Origin of the sequence: Candidatus Mycobacterium methanotrophicum, assembly GCF_023515995.1 — a bacterium.
GTDB classification, from domain to species: Bacteria; Actinomycetota; Actinomycetes; order Mycobacteriales; family Mycobacteriaceae; genus Mycobacterium; species Mycobacterium methanotrophicum.
The window spans coordinates 840,737-858,872 of record NZ_CP097320.1 but is presented as its reverse complement, the minus strand read 5'-3'; the positions used below and the strand labels follow the sequence as shown (position 1 = coordinate 858,872).

The 18,136-nt window shown below is 64.6% G+C and carries 21 protein-coding genes and 4 pseudogenes; 15 read left to right on the top strand and 10 right to left on the bottom strand.

The features are described from left to right. Positions 1–217: 217 nt before the first annotated feature. From M5I08_RS26295 to M5I08_RS04700, 3 genes and pseudogenes are all read right to left on the bottom strand, one after another. Complete coding sequence (locus M5I08_RS26295; protein WP_370328615.1) at positions 218–418, bottom strand: PIN domain-containing protein; 201 nt, start codon at positions 416–418, stop codon at positions 218–220. Between the two features lie 213 nt (positions 419–631). Next, on the bottom strand, positions 632–841 hold the full coding sequence (locus M5I08_RS04705) for a type II toxin-antitoxin system VapB family antitoxin (protein WP_219069098.1): 210 nt from the start codon (positions 839–841) through the stop codon (positions 632–634). 318 nt (positions 842–1,159) lie between these two features. Then, positions 1,160–2,169, bottom strand: a pseudogene (locus M5I08_RS04700) (amidohydrolase family protein); the annotation flags it as partial. A gap of 60 nt (positions 2,170–2,229) precedes the next feature. Between M5I08_RS04700 and M5I08_RS26120 the strand changes: the two are divergent. Beyond that, positions 2,230–3,502 (top strand): annotated as a pseudogene (locus M5I08_RS26120) (aromatic ring-hydroxylating oxygenase subunit alpha). After that, positions 3,486–3,917, top strand: coding sequence for a TetR/AcrR family transcriptional regulator (locus M5I08_RS04685; protein ID WP_249763123.1), 432 nt, complete (start codon positions 3,486–3,488; stop codon positions 3,915–3,917). The pseudogene M5I08_RS26120 and the gene M5I08_RS04685 overlap by 17 nt, the downstream one beginning before the upstream one ends. A gap of 38 nt (positions 3,918–3,955) precedes the next feature. On the opposite strand, the gene M5I08_RS04680 is transcribed toward M5I08_RS04685, so the two are convergent. After that, positions 3,956–4,372 (bottom strand): DUF4267 domain-containing protein, encoded by a 417-nt coding sequence (locus M5I08_RS04680; protein ID WP_219069094.1) that lies wholly within the window; start codon positions 4,370–4,372, stop codon positions 3,956–3,958. A 118-nt stretch (positions 4,373–4,490) separates the two neighbouring features. Between M5I08_RS04680 and M5I08_RS04675 the strand changes: the two genes are divergently transcribed. The 7 genes and pseudogenes from M5I08_RS04675 (at position 4,491) to M5I08_RS04645 (ending at position 10,067) form a co-directional block, all read left to right on the top strand. Beyond that, positions 4,491–5,162 carry a hypothetical protein gene (locus M5I08_RS04675; protein WP_219069092.1) on the top strand — a complete coding sequence of 224 codons (672 nt, stop codon included), beginning with the start codon at positions 4,491–4,493 and terminating at the stop codon, positions 5,160–5,162. Next, complete coding sequence (locus M5I08_RS04670) at positions 5,159–6,343, top strand: PrsW family intramembrane metalloprotease (protein ID WP_219069090.1); 1,185 nt, start codon at positions 5,159–5,161, stop codon at positions 6,341–6,343. The genes M5I08_RS04675 and M5I08_RS04670 overlap by 4 nt, the downstream gene beginning before the upstream one ends. Before the next feature lie 485 nt (positions 6,344–6,828). Next, a complete protein-coding gene (locus tag M5I08_RS04665; protein WP_249763122.1) occupies positions 6,829–7,314 on the top strand; it encodes a peptidoglycan recognition protein family protein in 486 nt (161 codons plus the stop codon). A 14-nt stretch (positions 7,315–7,328) separates the two neighbouring features. Next, positions 7,329–8,633 (top strand): annotated as a pseudogene (locus M5I08_RS04660) (cytochrome P450). 157 nt (positions 8,634–8,790) lie between these two features. Further along, a complete protein-coding gene (locus M5I08_RS04655) occupies positions 8,791–8,988 on the top strand; it encodes a hypothetical protein (protein WP_219069112.1) in 198 nt (65 codons plus the stop codon). Positions 8,989–9,106: 118 nt separating this feature from the next. Further along, positions 9,107–9,544 carry a hypothetical protein gene (locus M5I08_RS04650; RefSeq protein ID WP_249763121.1) on the top strand — a complete coding sequence of 146 codons (438 nt, stop codon included), beginning with the start codon at positions 9,107–9,109 and terminating at the stop codon, positions 9,542–9,544. Further along, entirely contained in the window at positions 9,531–10,067 is a 537-nt protein-coding gene (locus M5I08_RS04645; RefSeq protein ID WP_249763120.1) for a hypothetical protein, read from the top strand. The genes M5I08_RS04650 and M5I08_RS04645 overlap by 14 nt, the downstream gene beginning before the upstream one ends. Positions 10,068–10,187: 120 nt before the next feature. Here M5I08_RS04645 and M5I08_RS04640 read toward each other — a convergent pair whose 3' ends face one another. Further along, the gene (locus tag M5I08_RS04640; protein WP_249763469.1) at positions 10,188–10,337 is read right to left on the bottom strand and encodes a hypothetical protein; all 150 of its coding nucleotides are present in this window, start codon (positions 10,335–10,337) and stop codon (positions 10,188–10,190) included. Between M5I08_RS04640 and M5I08_RS04635 the strand changes: the two are divergent. Next, positions 10,315–11,134, top strand: a pseudogene (locus M5I08_RS04635) (ATP-binding protein). The gene M5I08_RS04640 and the pseudogene M5I08_RS04635 sit on opposite strands and share 23 nt — an antisense overlap. A gap of 95 nt (positions 11,135–11,229) precedes the next feature. After that, positions 11,230–12,105: an alpha/beta fold hydrolase gene (locus tag M5I08_RS04630; RefSeq protein ID WP_219069087.1), complete on the top strand. Its 876-nt coding sequence runs from the start codon at positions 11,230–11,232 to the stop codon at positions 12,103–12,105. A 525-nt stretch (positions 12,106–12,630) separates the two neighbouring features. Here M5I08_RS04630 and M5I08_RS04625 read toward each other — a convergent pair. The 4 genes from M5I08_RS04625 to M5I08_RS04610 all read right to left on the bottom strand — a co-directional run bounded on the left by M5I08_RS04625 (position 12,631) and on the right by M5I08_RS04610 (position 14,171). Further along, entirely contained in the window at positions 12,631–12,939 is a 309-nt protein-coding gene (locus M5I08_RS04625; protein WP_219069085.1) for a plasmid mobilization protein, read from the bottom strand. Further along, entirely contained in the window at positions 12,936–13,241 is a 306-nt protein-coding gene (locus M5I08_RS04620) for a transposase (RefSeq protein ID WP_219069083.1), read from the bottom strand. The genes M5I08_RS04625 and M5I08_RS04620 overlap by 4 nt, the downstream gene beginning before the upstream one ends. A 419-nt stretch (positions 13,242–13,660) precedes the next feature. Next, positions 13,661–13,921, bottom strand: coding sequence for a ribbon-helix-helix domain-containing protein (locus M5I08_RS04615; protein ID WP_219069081.1), 261 nt, complete (start codon positions 13,919–13,921; stop codon positions 13,661–13,663). A gap of 1 nt (position 13,922) precedes the next feature. Further along, positions 13,923–14,171 carry a hypothetical protein gene (locus tag M5I08_RS04610; protein WP_219069079.1) on the bottom strand — a complete coding sequence of 83 codons (249 nt, stop codon included), beginning with the start codon at positions 14,169–14,171 and terminating at the stop codon, positions 13,923–13,925. 362 nt (positions 14,172–14,533) lie between these two features. On the opposite strand from M5I08_RS04610, the gene M5I08_RS04605 reads away from it, so the two are divergent. The 4 genes from M5I08_RS04605 to M5I08_RS04590 all read left to right on the top strand — a co-directional run bounded on the left by M5I08_RS04605 (position 14,534) and on the right by M5I08_RS04590 (position 17,358). After that, complete coding sequence (locus M5I08_RS04605; RefSeq protein WP_219069077.1) at positions 14,534–14,833, top strand: PE family protein; 300 nt, start codon at positions 14,534–14,536, stop codon at positions 14,831–14,833. 49 nt (positions 14,834–14,882) lie between these two features. Continuing rightward, positions 14,883–16,055 carry a PPE domain-containing protein gene (locus M5I08_RS04600; protein ID WP_249763119.1) on the top strand — a complete coding sequence of 391 codons (1,173 nt, stop codon included), beginning with the start codon at positions 14,883–14,885 and terminating at the stop codon, positions 16,053–16,055. A 203-nt stretch (positions 16,056–16,258) separates the two neighbouring features. Further along, complete coding sequence (locus tag M5I08_RS04595; RefSeq protein WP_219069073.1) at positions 16,259–16,759, top strand: hypothetical protein; 501 nt, start codon at positions 16,259–16,261, stop codon at positions 16,757–16,759. Between the two features lie 8 nt (positions 16,760–16,767). Beyond that, complete coding sequence (locus tag M5I08_RS04590; protein ID WP_249763118.1) at positions 16,768–17,358, top strand: hypothetical protein; 591 nt, start codon at positions 16,768–16,770, stop codon at positions 17,356–17,358. A 5-nt stretch (positions 17,359–17,363) separates the two neighbouring features. On the opposite strand, the gene M5I08_RS04585 is transcribed toward M5I08_RS04590, so the two are convergent. Then, the gene (locus M5I08_RS04585; RefSeq protein ID WP_219069069.1) at positions 17,364–17,735 is read right to left on the bottom strand and encodes a hypothetical protein; all 372 of its coding nucleotides are present in this window, start codon (positions 17,733–17,735) and stop codon (positions 17,364–17,366) included. Between the last annotated feature and the right edge of the window lie 401 nt (positions 17,736–18,136).

The window sequence follows — 18,136 nt, the reverse complement described above, 5'->3', positions numbered from 1 at the left end:
TGTCGCTTGTGCAGCTTCAACACAGCCAGTCGACCTACCTCACATGTCGCAAACGACACCCATGGCCCTATCATGATCTCCACCAGTCGTTTTCGTCGCCGGTGACGCTAAAAAACGACCGAGACACCTGAGCTTGGTGAGGAGTCGGGAATCTGCCCCCTAGGTACCGCACCCCACCATCGAGCGGAGCGAGCACTGTGAGGAAGGCGGCTCTTCCCTAGTCGACGGTTCCTGGTGGTGCCACCCATTCCGTGGGCTGACCGGTGATCGTCGCTATCCGATCGAAGTCACGGTCGTAGTGCAGCACCACGAGCCGGGCTTCTTCAGCGGCGGCGGCGATGAGCAGATCGCCGAGCTTCACCGTGCGGTGTAGACCGTCCGCAGCGAGCGCCCCTTGCACCTCGAACGCACGGTCCATCACGTCCTGGTCGATCGTCGCCTGCGGCCAGGGTGACCGAGCGTGCAGGGTACGTTTCCAGTCCCGCCCGTTGCGCGGCGCTGACCCCGGCTTCGAGGTCGGTGATGGTGCAACGGGCCACCAGCCCGGCCTCGATCAGCGGGACGAGCCGCTGCGCCACGGCCGGCTTGGTCACACGAGCGACGGCGGAGGTGTCGCCGAGAAAATAGGCTCTCAAGCCCACGCGGACCTGCGCCGCTCGTCGACGCCCAACTCCGCGCTGCCCGCCACCACCTCAGGTTGTAGCAGAGCCTCACGGCGCGCGGCGAGCGCCAACACCTCCGCCAGGGCCTCGTTCACCGTCGCCTTGGCCGTCGACGTGCCGAGCAATAGCCGCACCTGATCAAGCTTGTCGTCATCCACATCAATGAGCCGTTTCGTCATCCGCCGAGTATATCCGATATAGTGGACATGGATATCCAGAAGTGAATGTCACCGGTGAGTTCTGGCGTTGGATTGCAACGAGGAGAACCGGGTGTCGACCGTTCGTGCCAGCAAGCGCGGCTTCATCAACGGATCGACTGAGCTGGCCAAACAAGCAGGCGCCGCCGACCCGCAAATCCCCGAGTGGAGCCGACGCACAATTTGCCCGGCTCCGAGCGACAACCTCAGGCGCGCAACGGATTTGTCGCGGAGAGGCGGGCACAACGAACATCCCAAAACCGCCGAGACTCGTGTGGCCGATGTGATAGCGCAGCGTTGCTAACGCGCGCCGCGCAGCAACCGGCCGTTGCGCGCGCCCGCGTCGGCGCCATCGCGGCGGGCAACGACGCCGTTGACGATTGTGGCGCTATGGCCTGACGAAAAGCCCGAATAGTTGCGCGGTGTCGCGTGACTACGTGCGGATCACATACTCCAGCGGCAGCTGCTCGCCGCGGTGGCGATCGCGCGCCCAGTGGGTCAGCAGGAAGGTGGGATACGACGCGTCACAGATCATGCTGCAGTGTGCACCGTCGGATAGCCCGGCCACACCCGCGGGATGTAAGAGCATCTCTCGGATCGCGTCATGGTTGCCGTAGCAGTAGTTGTAGAAGGGCGACATCAGCATCGACGTGGCGTCGGATTCGAGCATGAGGTCGCAGAGCATTGCCGGTGGATCCTCACCTCGCTCGGCGGCGATTTTCTCCACGGTGCGATCGTCGGTCGGCTCGTAATCGGGGGATCACCCAGCGCGTAAAGCCGGCCAAGCGAGTATTGGGCCAGGGCAAACATGTTGTCGAACAACCGGTTCGGGTCCGGCGCAAGGTCGTGCTCGGACACGATCGCGGCCTTGACGGGCGGGTCGGCCAGCCGCTTCCAGCTGCTCGCGCCAAAGATCCGGGGCGGCGTCACCTGGATCATGCCGAATGAGATCGCCCGGTCGGTCTCAGCCCCGAGGCGTTGCATCCACTCCGGTTCGTTCTTCGGCGCGATGATGTCCTCACCGGCCACTCCCTGCGGGGCCAGCTCGAAAACGGCCTGGCCGCCGGCCGCCATCGCCCGGCCGAGTCCGAACAGCCCTCCATCAGGCCGATCAGCCAGTCTTCTTGTCCCGGCCGCACGGACGCCAACCCGACGCCGCAGTTACCGGCAACAACAGTGGTCACGCCGTGACTGCTGGATGGTTCCAGCTTGTCGTCCCAGCTGATCTGCCCGTCAAAGTGGGTGTGGATGTCGACAAATCCGGGTGCGACGATCTTTCCGGCCGCGTCGGCCGTTTCGGCGACCTCACCTTGCCCAGCCGCTACAGTGGACCAATGTAACACCGTTACAGACGCGACGGGAGTGCCTCAATGACGACACAGGTCACCCCAGACACCCGACGCGAGGATGCGTTCGGCACGCCGCCGCAACGCCCGACCCTGGTGCCCGCGGACCGGTACTACTCCCCCGCATTTGCGCACTTGAGGTGCAGCGGATGCGGCCGAGGGTGTGGCAGGTCGCCTGCACGGTAGACCACGTCGCCGAGCCCGCCGATTATTTCGAATACCGCTGCGGCCCTTACTCGATACTCATCGTTCGCGGCGGCGACGGGATGCTTCGCGCGTTCCAGAACGTGTGCCGCCATCGCGGCAACTCGCTGTGCGCCGGCTCGGGTGCAGGCTTGCGCGAGCTGCGCTGCGGCTACCACGGCTGGACCTGGGATCTCTGCGGCATTCTCAAGCGAGTCCCCAACCGCAAGGGATTCGGGGCGCTTGCCTATGTGTGAGCTGCCACTGGTCGCGGCCCGCGTCGGCACGTGGGAAAGGCTGGTGTTCGTCAACCTTGACGTCGACACCGCTCCATTGGCCGGTTTCTTGGAGGCGGTGAAGTCGACGCGAATTGGAAGACGATGGCCGACGGGTTCAGCGAGACCTGTCACGTCCAGACCCTGCATCCCGAGTTGCACCGATGCATAGGCGCCGTCTATGCCCCGCAGGTGATTTGGGGGCGCGCCGGCAAGTCCGAGCAGCTCTACGGTATGCCGAGTCCGCATCTCAGGCACACACCCACCGACGCTGAGGTGTGGGATGCCTACGTCTGCACCCAGGGGGCCCCGATGGGCGCCGCGGAAGGCACGCCGTTCCCGGGTAACGCACACGGCGAGTCGGTCAAAGCCGTAATCGCCGAGCGCACAGGAGGGTTCGCCGCTTCGCGAGGCGTCGATTGAGCTGGGCCAGTAGCGATCAGGTGATGCGGCTGCACCAGTACAACGTCTTTCCCAACATGGCGCTGCTGGCCAACACTGATCACCTTACGGTGATGGCCGCACGTCCGGGACTCGATCCCGATCACGGCGAGTTTGTCATGTTTTTGTGGACGCGGATGCCGCCGGGCGCGCCGCGGATCAAGCCAGCCGACGCCCCGATGAGCGCGAATGAGGCCGAGCCGGGACTGGTGATGAGCCAGGACATTGACGTGTTCGCCGGACTTCAACGCGGTCTGCACCAGCCAGGCTTCGCGCACCTGACGCTGTCCAACGAGGAACGGCGGATGATCAACATGCACCGCAACCTCGAACGGTATCTCGATCTCCCCGAATCGGATCGGATCATCGGAGGTGAGACCGGTGGCGGAAACGGTTAGCCCTGAGACGATCCTCGACACCGCCCGTCTGACCGAGCTGCACGGCGTCGAGGCATTCACGATGCGGGGCCTCGCCGAGGAACTCGGGGGCGCGGCCACCTCGATCTACTGGCATGTCGGCGGCCGAGACAAGCTCTTCGACAGGCTAGTCGATCGATTGCTCAGCGAGATGGCGCATCTACCCATCGAGGGTGACACCGCCGTGGAACGCATTGCGTCACTGGCGCGTTCGCAGCGCAGGTTGCTGCCCGACCGACAACACCTGCTTGCCATTGCGCATGAACGCGATCGGACGCCGACGCTGTTTCTGCCGATTCGGCAGACGTTGGCAGCGCACCTGGCCGAGTTGGGCGTGACCGGAACGGACGCCGCACTGATCCTGCGAGCGATGCATACGGCCTCAACGCACTGCTGAGTCAAATCCCCTCGAGCGGCAGGTGTTGAGTCCCTGAGCTATTCGCCGGCTAGACAACCACGATCTGTCGGATCTTGTTCCGTCCGCGTTGTCGGGCGTAGCGCGCCCCCGAGTCCGACGCCTACGCCGATGACGGCGCCACCGAGGCCGACCAGCTGTTGCGAGCGCTTCATCCGGTGGTGCATGCTCGCGCCGCCGAGCAGGTCGGCGGCGTCGGCGCCGGCGGACGCGAGGAACCAGCCGCGAGTGTTTCTGCCACGCAGCGCGGCCGCAGCCAGCAAGCCACCGATCACGGCGTCGCGGTATCCCATCGACCGCAATAGCAGTTGCGCCGTCGGCGTCGGTTCGTCGGGATCACCCCAGAAGCGGTTGGCGCGCAGTGGATCGACGAGAAACCAGATGACCGAGGCAAGCCGGATGCTGCCTGCGGCAAGCCCAAAACGATCGATGACCATGGCCCGAAGCTTACGACTGAATCGACCTATTCTGATGTCGCGCCCCGTCGTCACCGTTACTCTCGAAGCCCGACCGATGAAGCGTTGCGGTGCGGCAGAAGGGTTGGTTGGACACGATATGCCCGATCCCGAAACCGACATGATCTCCCCGGCTCCACCACCAAGGTTCGAACCCGACGAACGCTGGGTACCTGCGGACGAGCGACGGTTTGGTCTGGATCGGCGGACCATCCGCCCGACGCTGGCGGTGTTCGCGCTGGCCCTCGTGATGTCGGTGGTGTTGCCCGTCGTCAACACGAGAGTGCCCTACCGCGACATCGTCAAAGCAGGCGATGCGTTGGAACTCCAAGGTGGCCTGACGTTCATTCCGGAGACCGGCTGGGGCATCACCTCGGGTGTCCGCGCCGGCCACCCGCCGTTGTCCGGTGACTATCCGGCAACCGCAACGGTCGAGGACGGGGCCATCAAATTCACTGTTCGCACCGGCCACTTTGACGGAGACGCCAACCAACTACTCGACCAAATCGAGACCACGTCGGAGGCCCTTAACCGTGGCCGCGGCGTCCACGTGACCGGTACACCGACCACCATCGTCACCGATCAGGGCAAACAGGGTGCGCGAGTACGGGTCACCGGACCGCACACCACCGGGATCATCGCCGCGTTCGTATTCGGGGTCCGTGGAGTTGAAACCGTCGCGACCGGACCGTCCGATGTCGGCGCAAAGGACACGGCCCCGGTTTTGCGGATGATCGGCAGCATCAGCCAACCCGGAGAGGGAAAGCGGTGAGGGCAACCACGCTTTCCCAGCTCGACCAGGCACGGGATATAGCGCTCGACCGCTCCGGCTGGGGCAGGCGGTTCGTCTTCTATCAGCCACGCAACTTTGCATTCTGGGGCTATCTGCTGCTGGTCGGCATCGGCTTCTTGACCTTCGTCTCGACGCTGGCCCGCGAGTACGACGCGTACGGCGAGGCGATTGGGCTGGCGGTGACGTCATTCGCCATCTATGCGGCCATCTTCTGGTGGTTCACCCAGCACATCGACCACTACGCCAAACTCCCCGCCAAACTCATGGGCGTCGCGTTTTTGTGGGGCGGCTTCGCTGCGACCGGTGCGATGGCGGCTAACGCCAACGACGCAATCCTCGCCTTATACGGCAAAACCTTTGGCCAAGTGTGGGCACTGAACTGGGGTCCCGAGCTGGCCGCCCCGTTCACCGAAGAATGGGCGAAAGGTTCGGGCCTGCTGCTGCTCATCGCGTTGGCGCAACGGCAGGTAAGAACCGCATTCGACGGATTCGTCCTCGGCGCGTTCATCGGTCTGGGGTTCCAAATCGTCGAGGACATCACGTATGCGTTGACATCCGCCGGCACGCAGTTTGGCGCGAATCAAGTCGGGGCGTCGATAGGCACCATCGTTATCCGAATGATCAGTGGCGTCGCCGCGCACATTCTTTACAGCGCGATCTTCGGCGCCGGTCTGGTGTATCTGCTTGGCCGGCCTGCCGAGCCACGCAAAGTCGGGCGCGGTTTGGTTCTGATCGCGATACCGATGCTGTTGCACGGGACGTGGGACTCGCTGGGCGCTGTCGCCGGCCCGAGTGCGTTGAAGTTGATCGGACTGCTCGGCGCGACAATCATTGTCGCGCTGGTAATCCTTGTGCGGGTCTACCAGCTGACCGTGAAACGGGAGCAGGACTTTGTCCGCGACGTGATGGCCCCAGAGCGGGCCCGCAGCGTCATCACCTCGGCCGAACTCGGCGCAATGGCCGGTAACCGCAAGGCCCGCAAGGCTTATCGCAAAGCGAGCCGCAAGCGTAGCCAGCGCAAACGCGCCCGCTACGTCCTCAATGCCGCGTATGCCCTCGCGCAGGAGTTGGCTGCCGCCCGCGGCGCCGACACCGACGGGGTGCGTTTCGCCCGGTCGGAGGTGGCCAGAATCCGTGCGGGCGTCCCGTCGCGATGGTGAGCCCGCGGCTACATGAGGCGCGAGACCGGAACGAGTTGTGGCATTGCGTCCATCACCTGCGGCTGCCGACACATACCGATATACCCAATGCGGAAGTGCCTCGGATGCTTTGCGTTCGATCGAGGCGAAGTGGAAGGGGTATCGGGTCGTTACTCCGTCGCAGCTGCCGCGACCGTGATCCGGCTGGGAACACTTTCCGATCCCCGGCGCTGACTGACCAAAACGTCTGCGCGACCCGCTACTCAGGCGGCGATTGCATCCGTATCGTGAGGGCCATGCGCGCGCCGTTCCTCAGCCGCCGGCAGATGATTCGGCTGGCCGGCAGCGTCGGCTTGGCGTCCGCGATTGGACCGACCGCCCCGGTCCTCGCGGCCCCGAGCATCGCTTCGGCACAGTTGCTATGCCGAGACGCCTGGGGCGCACGCCCTGCCCGCTCAGGAGGCAGACGCCACGCCATCACCCGCATGACCCTCCACCACGAGGCCGTGGTCCTCGGCGAAAACCGCAATGCCCCAGGGCATTTTCGCCAGGACCAGCGGTACCACCAAGACCAACATGGATGGATCGACATCGCATATCACGTCGGCGTCGACCGCAACGGCAACATCTACGAACTGCGCAGCACCGAGATTGCCGGCGATACCGCAACGGACTACGACACAACGGGTCATTTCCTGGTCCTCTGTGAAGGAGACTTCGATCAAGAGGCCGTATCGGAGGCGCAGCTTCACGCAGCCGCTATCGCCTTCGCATGGGTGTCGCAGAACTTTGGCGTCTCGAGCAACACATTGGCGGGTCATCGCGACCTGACGCAAACCTCGTGCCCGGGCGCGAACCTCTATGCCCATATCTCATCGGGTGACCTAAAGCGCCGCATTGACGATCTGCTTGCCACCGGCAGGGTGGATCTCCAACGCTTTTGCGGACCCGAGGCTTCCGCACGAGTCGCGGCTATCGAGGCGGGCAATTGAGCCAGGAGAGTTAGATGACACCAGCTGCCACCCGCAACTATCTGTTGTTTCAGGCCAAGCGTCGGCTTGTACCCACACTGAACAACATTGCAGGTATGGCCGCGGTCGAAAAGCACTTGGTCGCGCGTCAGCGGAAACCGCTGGTACTGGCTGAGCCACACCTCTGGCAGCGGGCTCAAGCCGATGGTGGGCGACTCGGGTCTACCCGTCCTCGACCATTTGATCGAACCCTTCCGCGAAGGGCCCGATTACGCCCTCTTCATGTATGAGACCCGCGGCCCGGTGACGTTCGCCGACTCACCAATTCTGCGCGCGGTCGCAGCGCAGGGACCGGACGCCACCCAGGCGGTCTTTGCGAATAAGAACAAGACTATTCGCAAAAGGGTTGGCACCCCGTCATCGGCCCATTCTTCAACCGCGGCCTGATGATGCCGGACTTTGACGAGCACCTGCATCACCGGCGGATCATGCAAGAGGCCTTCGCCCGCAGCCGTCTGGCCGGCTGCGTCGAACACATCGACCGGGTTGCGTCAGATGTGGTCGCCGACTGGCCACGCGACGATCCGCGCTTCCTGCTATATCCGGCCATGAAGAAACTCGCGCTTGACATTGCCTCAATGGTGTTCATGGGTCACGAGCCCGGCGCCGACAAGCCACTCGCCACCGCGGGTGGTCGCCGTGCACTCACGGTGACCACCCGCGCCGGCGGGGCGATCGTGCGCTATCCCGTCCCGCCCTTCAAATGGTGGCGCGTCCTACGCGAACGAAAGGTCTTGGAGGATTACTTCATCGAGCGCCTCGAGGAACGCCGCGACGCCAATGGCAGCGGCCTTCTGTCTGTGCTGTGCCACAGGACGGCAACCGATTCACCGATGAGGACGTCGTCAACCACATGATCTTTTTGATGATGGCGGCTCACGACACTTCCACCTCAACCACGACGACGATGGCGTATCACCTTGCAGCACATCCGCAATGGCAGGAGCGGGCCCGCGACGAGTCGGCGCGCCTCGGCGACGGCGCGCTGGACATCGAGGCACTGGAGAGACTCGAAACACTCGATCTGGTGATGAACGAGTCGCTGCGGCTTGTGACTCCACTGCCGCTGACCATGCGTCAGGCCGTGCATGATACCGATTTGCTGGGCTACTACCTGCCCGCGGGAACGAATGTCTCGACCGGGCCAGGCCGTCGTTCACCGCCTCCTGCGTAAGTACCGGCTTGAGCTGACCAGGCCGGATTACCAGACGCGCTGGGATTGCGGTGGCATGCCAGTGCCCGTCGATGGCATGCCAATCATGTTGCATCCGTTGGGTTAATGGTTAGGTAAGCGAGGCGCCGACCAGCGGTACGCGCAACCCACTCAGCCCGGCTCAGCGACTCATCCAGGGTGAGAGCGCCGGCGAGCACTCAGTGAGTGTACTGATCAACGCAGCGTTGAGGCCGAAACTCACATCCGGGATATGCTCCGGTGCAATGCCTTCGAGCAATCGGTCGAACATCGCGGCGCTCGGCATCGAGAAGGCCATGATCGGCGTCACCGAGGACTCCGCGACCTTGGCGCTCAAGACATTTCCCGATCGCTTCATGCGTGAGCCGCCTCAAGGTGGACGCCTGGGCCGCTCCCTGATCGTCGACCGCCACGGTGATGGGACCACCTTGACCAGGGTTTAGCCAGCCTCATTGGGCCACCCGTTTGCCAGTTATGGGACCACCGGCGTGTCGCGCCGGCGGCCGTTCGATTACTGGGTCGGATCGCTTCGTGTCGATCGATGTGGGGGAGGTCCGCTGAATGTATCGGGAGGTTTCGGTGATCGAGGTACGTGAGCTGTTGCGGGTGTGGATGTCGGGGGCCGGCTTGCGCCGGGTGGGTGCGTTGGCCGGGGCGGACCGCAAGACCGCACGCGACTATACCAACGCGGCGGTGTTGGCGGGGCTGGACCGGGGCGGTGATCTGGATCAGCTCACCGACGAGTTGATCGGCGCGGTGATCGAGGCGGTGCGTCCGGGCCGGCCAGATGGCCACGGTGAGAGGTGGGAAGTGTTGCGCGCCAACCATGATCAGATCGTCAAGTGGGTGGAAGAAGATCTGACGGTGGTCAAGGTCTGCGATTTGTTGGCGCGGCGTGGCATCGTGGTGCCGCAGCGGAACCCTGCACCGGTGCTGCACGCAGTGCACCGACTATCGGGGCCGCGGGGCTGCTGGCAGGGTGCCGGTGGCCGACGGTGAGCCCGGCGTGGAGTGCCAGATCGACTTCGGGAAGATGGGCAAGGTCTTCGACGCCGAATCGGGGCGTAACCGGGTGGTGCACGCGCTGATCTTCACCGCGGTCTACTCGCGGCACATGTTCGTGTGGCTGACGTTTAACCAGACGCTAGAAGCGATCATCGCCGGCTGCGAGGCGCGGGCATTCTTCGGCGTCTTCAAGGTGTTGATCCCCGACAGCATGACACCTATTGTGCCCAAGGCGGATTCGGCCGATCCGCAGTTCAGCGTGGGATGGACGGAGTACTCGCAAGCCCGCGGATTTTTCACCGGCCCGGCCAGGGCGCGCCCGTGCGGCAAGCCGCGGGTGAAGCGCATGGCGCAGTATGTGCGCGGCAACTTCTTCGCCGGTGAACACTTCACCGACCTGGCCGACGCCCAGGCCGGCAAGCTGATCAAAACCCATCCCCGCCAGCCCGCCGGCGGGCGATCCACCGACCCGGCCGATCTGCCCGCCGACAAGACCGGCTACGCGATGCGGATTTGACTCGGCTGATCACCACCGCCGCCGGCCACGGGACCGATATCGGCAGCTACGCCGAACGCCTGCTCGACCACCAGCCGCCCTGGACGCGGATGCGGCAGGTGTATCGGCTGTTGGGGCTGGTCAAACGCTACGGCCCGGCCCCGGCGAACACCGCAGCCCGGCCAGAAACAGACCGGACCCGATGGCCGTCATCGACGGCGGCGCCACCCCCGCCAGCGGCGGCGAGAGCCGGGGGCGGTGATTCAGCATGGCGACCAAACCCGTTGTCACCGGCCCGATCTCGACTGACCTTAAGCGTGTGATGCGCCAGCTCAAACTCGGGCGGATGCTCGACACCCTGCCCGAGCGGCTCACCCTGGCCCACCAGCAGCACCTGTCGCACGCGGCGTTTTTGGAGCTGGTCCTCGCCGATGAGGCTCACCGCCGGCGACACCAGCTCAGCCGCCCGCCGCGCCCGCGAAGCAGGCCTGGATGCGGCCATGCGCCCCGACTCCTGGGACGAGTCCGCCGCGGTGCGCTACGACCGCGCCCTGCGGACCGACCTGACCAGCCTGCGGTTTCTCGACGGCCCGCACGGCGCCCTGCCGCTCGGGCCGGTCAGGGTAGGAAAAACTCACCTGGCCACCACGCTCGGGCACATCGCCGCGCGCCGGCGCATCCCCACCCCGATGCTGCGCGCCGACGCACTGTTCAAGCAGCCCAAAGCATCCCGCCTTGACAACAGCACCGAAGCCCAGATGCGCCGACTGGCCCAAATCCGGCTGCTGATCATCGACGACTTCGCCCTGCAGCCCATAGACGCCACCGCGACCGCCGACTTCTACGAGCTTGTCGTAGCCCGCCACCAACGCGGCTCGACCGTGCTCACCTCCAACCGCAGCCCCGATAAATGGCTGGCCGTCATGACTGACCCGCTGCTCGCCCAATCGGCCATCGACAGGATTACCTCGACAGCGCACGAACCGATCATCGAGGGCCAGTCCTACCGGCGCCGCCAAAAGCCCTCAGTTGACACCAGCCCCAACGACCGCCGATCATCCCCAATAAGCCAAACAGGCGGTCCATAGTTGCTGGCCAACCGGTGGCCCCATCCTCATGGCAAATGACACCTGATAATCTACGGTTGCGTAAGTTACTAGCTGGTAACCGCAGGAGGGCTCACGTGAGTGATCTCAGGTATCTCGATCTACATGGTGAGCAAGTCGCGTATCAAGACGCAGGGCACGGTCCGGCAATCCTGCTGATCCATGGCATGGCCGGCAGCTCATCGACCTGGCGGGCGATGGTTCCGCATCTGTCGAAGCGCTATCGGGTGGTCGCGCCGGACCTGCTCGGGCACGGTCAGTCGGCGAAGCCACGCGGTGATTACTCACTCGGCGCATTCGCGGTGTGGCTGCGCGACCTTCTCGATGAGCTTGGTATCAGCCGGGTGACGGTGGTGGGTCAATCGCTCGGCGGCGGTGTGGCCATGCAGTTCGTCCATCAGCACCCCGATTACTGCGAACGGCTTGTGTTGATCAGCAGCGGCGGTCTGGGCCCCGAAGTGGGCTGGATGCTGCGCCTGTTGTCAGCACCGGGCGCCGAATTACTGCTTCCTGTTATCGCGCCACCTACTGTGGTCGCCTTCGGCGACCGGGTGTGGTCGTGGCTGGCACCGCTGGGCATCCCCAGTGCACGCGCCGCCGAGAGCTGGAGCGCCTATTCGTCGCTGTCGAACCGCGCTGCCAGGGCAGCATTCTTGCGCACCTTGCGCGCGGTCGTCGATCACCGCGGCCAGGCGGTCAGCGCGTTCAACCGGTTGGATTTCTCGTACGGGCTTCCCACCCAGTTGATTTGGGGTGACGACGACAACATCATCCCAGTCGCCCACGCTTACGCTGCCCATGACGCTCTCCCAGGCAGCCGATTACTGGTCCTTCCCGGCGTCGGGCACTATCCGCACCTCGAAGCTGTCGACGCCGTCGTTGACACGCTCAACGACTTCCTCGCCACTACCACGCCGTGGCAGCGAAGCCGACCCGCCGAACCGGCTTACTAACTCCGCCAAACAGTAAACGCGTAGCGGTCGACGTTCGTCATGACTCTGCCAGGTCGTACTCGATCAGCCGATCCGTCGTCGGCGCACTTCGTGCATGTCCCAAGCGTCGCGACTTCTGGACGGGAGGGTGGATGCAAAAGCGCCCCCGTCAGTGAAAACCCATCCTGACCGGGGGCGTTTACTTGTGGAGCTAACTGTCATATTCACGGAGTGTCTTCCGAATCTCGTCTTCGACTCTGACGGGCTGAGCTACGCCCAGGACGACGGACAAACATGACCTACCTCAGATGTCGCGAACGACACCCCAGGCCTATCATCGGACTCCTACCAGCCCTTTTGTTGCTGACAGTCGGGGCTGTCAAGCTAATCAGCATAGACACCTTACCTTGGAGAGGAATCCCTAATCTACCCCCATCAGGGCGCTATCGGCCGCGAGGGTAACGCCCGACAGGCGCGCCGCTTCTCGTGAAGAGCGATGCGATTACCGGCGCACTCTTGCCGGCTTTGGCTTGCACCCTGCGGTGTTTACGCGGGGCGCCTGAATACTTCGCGCTCGAGCCGCGCCAGGCGTTCGGCGACGGTTCCTGACTCCCCATGATCTTCGGCGTGGAGTCGATCAACGGCCCATACCCGGATAAGGGTCGACAGTGACAGTCCCGCTTTACGAGCAGCCTGGCTCAGCCGCTCATGCTCATCGGCGGCCAAGCGCACCGAAACCACAGCCTGCCGGCCAAGATTCGGACGGCTTGTCGTGACGTGCTCAGGCGCCGAGCCTCCCTGGTAGGCCTCCGCGCGTGCGCCTTCGTCGGCGAGCAAATCATCAATCCTGCTCATTCTTGCTGCTCCTCGCTGTAGAGGCTCTTATCGTGTTGATTCGATACCCAGGCATTGCTGCCCCAACAATCGCCATCCGGGCGCTCATCAGGGTCGGCATCGTTGGATATCAAGATCACAGTCAGTACCGTCCGCGCTGCCGGCGAATAGCCGATTACCCGAACCGACAGGCCCGACTGACTCGCGGGGTCGGGCGCTTGCCGGACGGCGTGACGGTCGTTGACCGCTTCACCCGCCCAGACCGAAGAGATGCCGTGCCGCTCCCCGATGTAGTCGGCCCGCTTGCTCCAGTCAACCCGCACACACCTACAATATACTACGAATAACTACGCGATCTGGTGTGCGTCCATGGCGCCTCAGTGCCTGTTCGCTGCCCCTGCACGGCTACCGGGAGCCGCCACTTCGGCTGGAACGCGCTGAGATCCGATTTGCAGAGCCAGCACTTGCCTCATGTACATCAGCCCCGCTCGCCAGCCCTGAAATCGACCGACTCATGCAGGACATCTCACATGTCTCAAACAACACCCCATACCCTCGCCCACACTTTTACCAGCCATTTTGTCGATTTCTACGGCCTGAAAAGGGGAAGCGATCTGAGGTTTGTGACGAATCGGGAATCTGCCCCCATTGACCGCGGCGCAACGGCAGTCCGCACGTTCGGGTTTCAGGCGGATGGACGCCCGTTCGGAAACCAGCGACGCCTTGACGGCGTAGCCGCCGATCAAGTGGTCAGGTACTCCACGAGCGCGCGCCGGATGGTCTCGCCCCGGCTCACGCCTTCGAGTTCTGCTCGGGTGTCCACCAACGTCACCAGGTCGTCGGGCAGGCGCACCGAGTAGGTGCTCGCGGCTTCATCCCCTATCGACGGTCGGCCCCGGCGGCGCAGTTTCTGCTCAGGGATGCCTGCTTCGGCCTCGGTGACGAGCCGGTCCACTCCTGCGTTGTCCAGCGGTGGGTGGGTCTGCTTCTGTGTGTGGGTCATATCATCGCCTGTCTCGTGCTCGGAGGGCTTTCTCCAGTTCTTTCGGACGGGCCTTCATGCGGTGGATGGCTCGCCCGCCGGGGGTGTCATGAAGGATGAGCAGCTCCGGCAGCGTCAGGTCGCGGGCGAAGCCGAAAACCCAGGTGCGCGGCGGGTCGTCATCCTCGATGTCATCCTCGATGTGCCGGTGTTCCAGTGCGGGAAGGATGTCGTCGCGCGTCCACTTTTCGCGTGAGCGCGGTGGGGCCAATCTCCACGCAAATATCGTAACACGTAAATATGCATCAGGGATGTCGCGCCCGGCGCCGGCGCCCTTGCAGGGACAGCGCGTTCGGCCAGCGGGTAGATTAGCGATGCTCGAAACCCTCGGATTTCTCCGCCGTAGTTCACCCAGCCTGACCAGCGAATTTCATCGTGCGGCACAAGCATCTGAGCTTGCTCGCAAGTCAGCAATCTACCCCGTATGGAGGCGGCACTCGGCCGCGAGTCGCGGGCCACCACCGGCGACGCGCTCAAGGTAGGTGAGGCCCAGTTGTTGTGTGAGCGGGGTGCGCGGGTGTCGGTTAGGATCGATGCGGTTGTGCCCGCGGGTGGGCGTTGAGGAGGTTGGTCGTGACGTTCGCGATGGTTCCCGAGGCAGTAGGGTTGTCGGCCTCGACCGAGGCTGCATTAGCGGCGGAAACCGGTGCTACCGCGGCGGCGGTGGCGCCGGTGTTGTTGAATCCGCTGCCGATGGGTACGGATGCGGATTCGGCGAAGTTCGCGGCGCTGGCCGCGGCAGCGGGCGCGGCTCACGTGGCTGTCGCTGAGCAACATGGCCTCATGCGGGGGTTGTACTCAGGCGCGCAGTCGTTGGCGATGGCCACGACGGTAGCTACTGAGGTGATGCGCGCGGCGGCGACGGCGATCTGAGAGCGCCGAGGGGTTGGTGGGGGTGTAGTTGGTGACGCACCCTTGGCCGATGTTTCCGCCGGAGGCGAATTATTACTCGATGGTGACCGGTGCTGGTCCTGCGCCGACGTTGGCGGCGGCGGAGGTGTTGGTCGCCCATCATGCGGCGATGACGGCAACCGCGGGGACGTCATCGGCGCTGGGGGCGGCGACGGCGGAGGCCTATAAGGGTGCGGGTGGAACCGCCTCAGAGGCGGCGCTGGTGGCGCATAACCATGAGCATTTGGTGTTCGCTGAGGAGACATTGGCGCGGGCCCAGATTTTGCATATGGCCGCTGCGGCGCATCCGTCGACGGTGGGTCAGATGGTGCCGGCTCCGCCGGCGCACGCCAACCGGTTGGAGGAAGCCACCGATGAGGCGATCAATCCGATGGTGTGGGGGGCGTTGACGCCGCGGATCGCGGATTTGAATCTGGAGTATTTCGGGTTCATGTGGCCCAACAACGCCGCCGCCGGCGTGCGCTATGGCGCGGTGCTCGAGGGGTTGGGAGCGGCGTTGATGACGCCGTCGTTGCCGGCGGTCTCGGGTGGATCGATCGCGGCGGTGGCGGTCGCGGCGGCCACCGTGGCTGAAGGTGCGGCGTTGAGTGGGATGCAGGCCGGGGTGGGGATGGTCAGCTCTGGTGTGAGTGCGGTGGCCGGGCCGGCGGCCGCGCTGCCCGCGGCCGCGATGAGCGCGGTGTCCTCCTCGGGATCGTCGGTGGCCAGTGCGCCGGCCGGCAGTGCGCCGGTGCAGCCGTTGGCTGGGGTCACCCATATCGCGCCGCCGGCCCCGGCGCAGACGCTGGCCCCAGCGCAGTCGTCGTCGGGGATGTTCGCCCCCGCGCCGAACGTGAACCTGATGACCCCGCCGCCCGTGCCGCCCACCACTGCGCCGTCGACGGCGCAGCCGATGATGCCGCGCCCCCCGGTCACCCCGCCGATGCCCGCCGCGGCGCCGGGGGTGACCAGTTTCGTGCCGCCCGCCGAACCGTTTTCCCCGCCCCCGCAGCCGCCCGCGGGACGGGCTAGCGGCCTCAAACCGGGCATGCTCAACGCCGCCGCACTACGCGGCCCGGTGTCGACCATGCCGCTGACCGCCACCGCCACCTCAACCCTGGCCACCGCCCAGCCCCTGGCCTACGTGCACCCCGAACCACCGCAACCCACCTGCCGCCCACCCCGCCACAGCAGCCGCCGCTGAACACCGGCGACACCGCTCACACCCTGACCACCCCACCCCCACCCCAACAGGCACCGCCACCGCCACCAGGCACCCCACCGCAGCCGCCTCAACAGCAGCAGCCCCAGCCCCAGCCGAATCCGAGTGTCGGTGCCGCACCGAATCAAGGTGTTCACAATCTGGTTGGCGATCTCAAAGACTCCCCGGGCGCGCAGGCGTTGTCGGTGCAAAACGCCCAAGATGTCCATAAGATTGTCGATCCGCTTCCACCCGGTGAGCACAAGGGCGTCCACGTGCTCCCGACGCCCCAGCAAATCGGGGATCTCTACGACCAGCTGACCGAGAATGCCACTCAAATCCCAAGTGGCAACTACGGCAAAGGTTTGGGCAAGTGGGCGGTTCTCGACGATGGAACAAAGATCGGACTTCGGCCGGACAGCAAGTGGGGCGGGCCGACGGTCGAAATTTGGGATCCGGGCGATAGGATTCCGAGTGTCTCCGTTCATCTGCCGGAGCGGTCGACACCAGAGCCGCAGCCCGCTCCAGAACCGGCGCCGCAGCCCCATCCCGTCCAGACACCGGCAACACAAACACCCGCGCACGACGACTCGGGACATCCTTCGATCCATGTAGACCCTCCGCCACCGGGCGCATGGGCGACAATTGTTGGCATACTTGGCGTCATAGGCGGAATCATCGGCGGCATCGGCGAATTCGCAGAATGACACCCGAAGTGAACGATCGACTTTCGACCGAACGGCGACTCGCTGCCTTGTCGTCGGTTGCCGGCGCGATCGCCAGCGAAGTCGGCGACATGATACTGCTTCGGGCTGAGAGAACACCCCGTTGGCTGACAAACCTGGGCGTTCCGCCAGGCTGGGAGATCAGGCATTTGGTGGACCGCACGGTCGAGCCGTCGCGAATCGCGGTGTGTGGTCGACGACCCGATGGCGGCTGGGATGGCAGCGAAACCATAAGCGTGTTTGGGTTCACCGGAATCCCGTCCGAGGGTGCGGTGCGTAACAACGCCGACTGCACACTGCGCGACCTCGCCGCCGTCGACATCGCCACCCAAGCCATCGACACGCCAGCGCTGCCCGCGGCGATAGCGATGCGCAGCAGTGGATACTTCGAAGTCGCCGGGCTGCGGCTATGGGCGCAGTACAGCACCTATGTCATCGGCTCCGAGATGCCGGGTGAAGGCCGGCTGATCGAGCACGCGGTGTTCATAGAGTCAGGGTCTCGGGCCCGACTGAGCGGCGACGTCGCCGAACTCACGCAAGCTGTTCACCAGGCGCTGGCCGCTACGGCGGCGAGAAACTGACTGTTTCACCTGTCCTGCGCCGAATCTTGGCTTGCTTCAATGGCTTCCGCGGCCTTCAATCCTTTTTCGGTGGCATCTAGCCAGCAAACAAACCACCACTCCGCCTCGTCGTCGAATTGGTTTACATACACGTCGCGGATCCGTTGAATGGACTCGTCGAGCGGAGCATCCCAGGCGCCAAAGCGGTGGTTTGGGGTGTCTAGATCGCCCAATTCGAACAGGCCGTCGGTCACCAGAGAGCGGATCAGGTCGAGGACCTTTTCCTGGATGACCGCTAACGGCTCGCCGGAGTTTTCCCGTTCAACGGCCCCGTGGACCGACGAGAGAGCTACCCAGTCGATGAGGCCGCGCAGCAGGACTTCGTCACGCGCGGACATCACAGCCTCGCCGTCTGAATTGACATCATCGATTAATCGTACCCAGATTGACGTGCGCGAGGCCGCCGAGTCAAAGACGGGGAATCTAGGTCCTCGGCTTTGATCAGCTGTCCTGTACCGAATCTTGATAGCAGTAAGGAAAGTTATGACAGCCCAGGTCACGGGTGTTTTTTGGCGGTGGTTGGCTTGGCTGACGGCGCGCCACCGGTAGTCCTGTCGGGAGCGCCCATCCTGTCGCGGTGTCGGTGGAGTGGTCTTGTTCGGCGTCATCGTGGACACGGCTGTTGTCGGCGGTCATCATTGTCGGCGGCGGACGGGGGCGAAGCGCAGCGACCGGCCCGGAAGGGAGCGCCAGCGCACGGAAGCGGAGGGAGCGCGCGCCCGCCCGCAGGTAGCCTGGG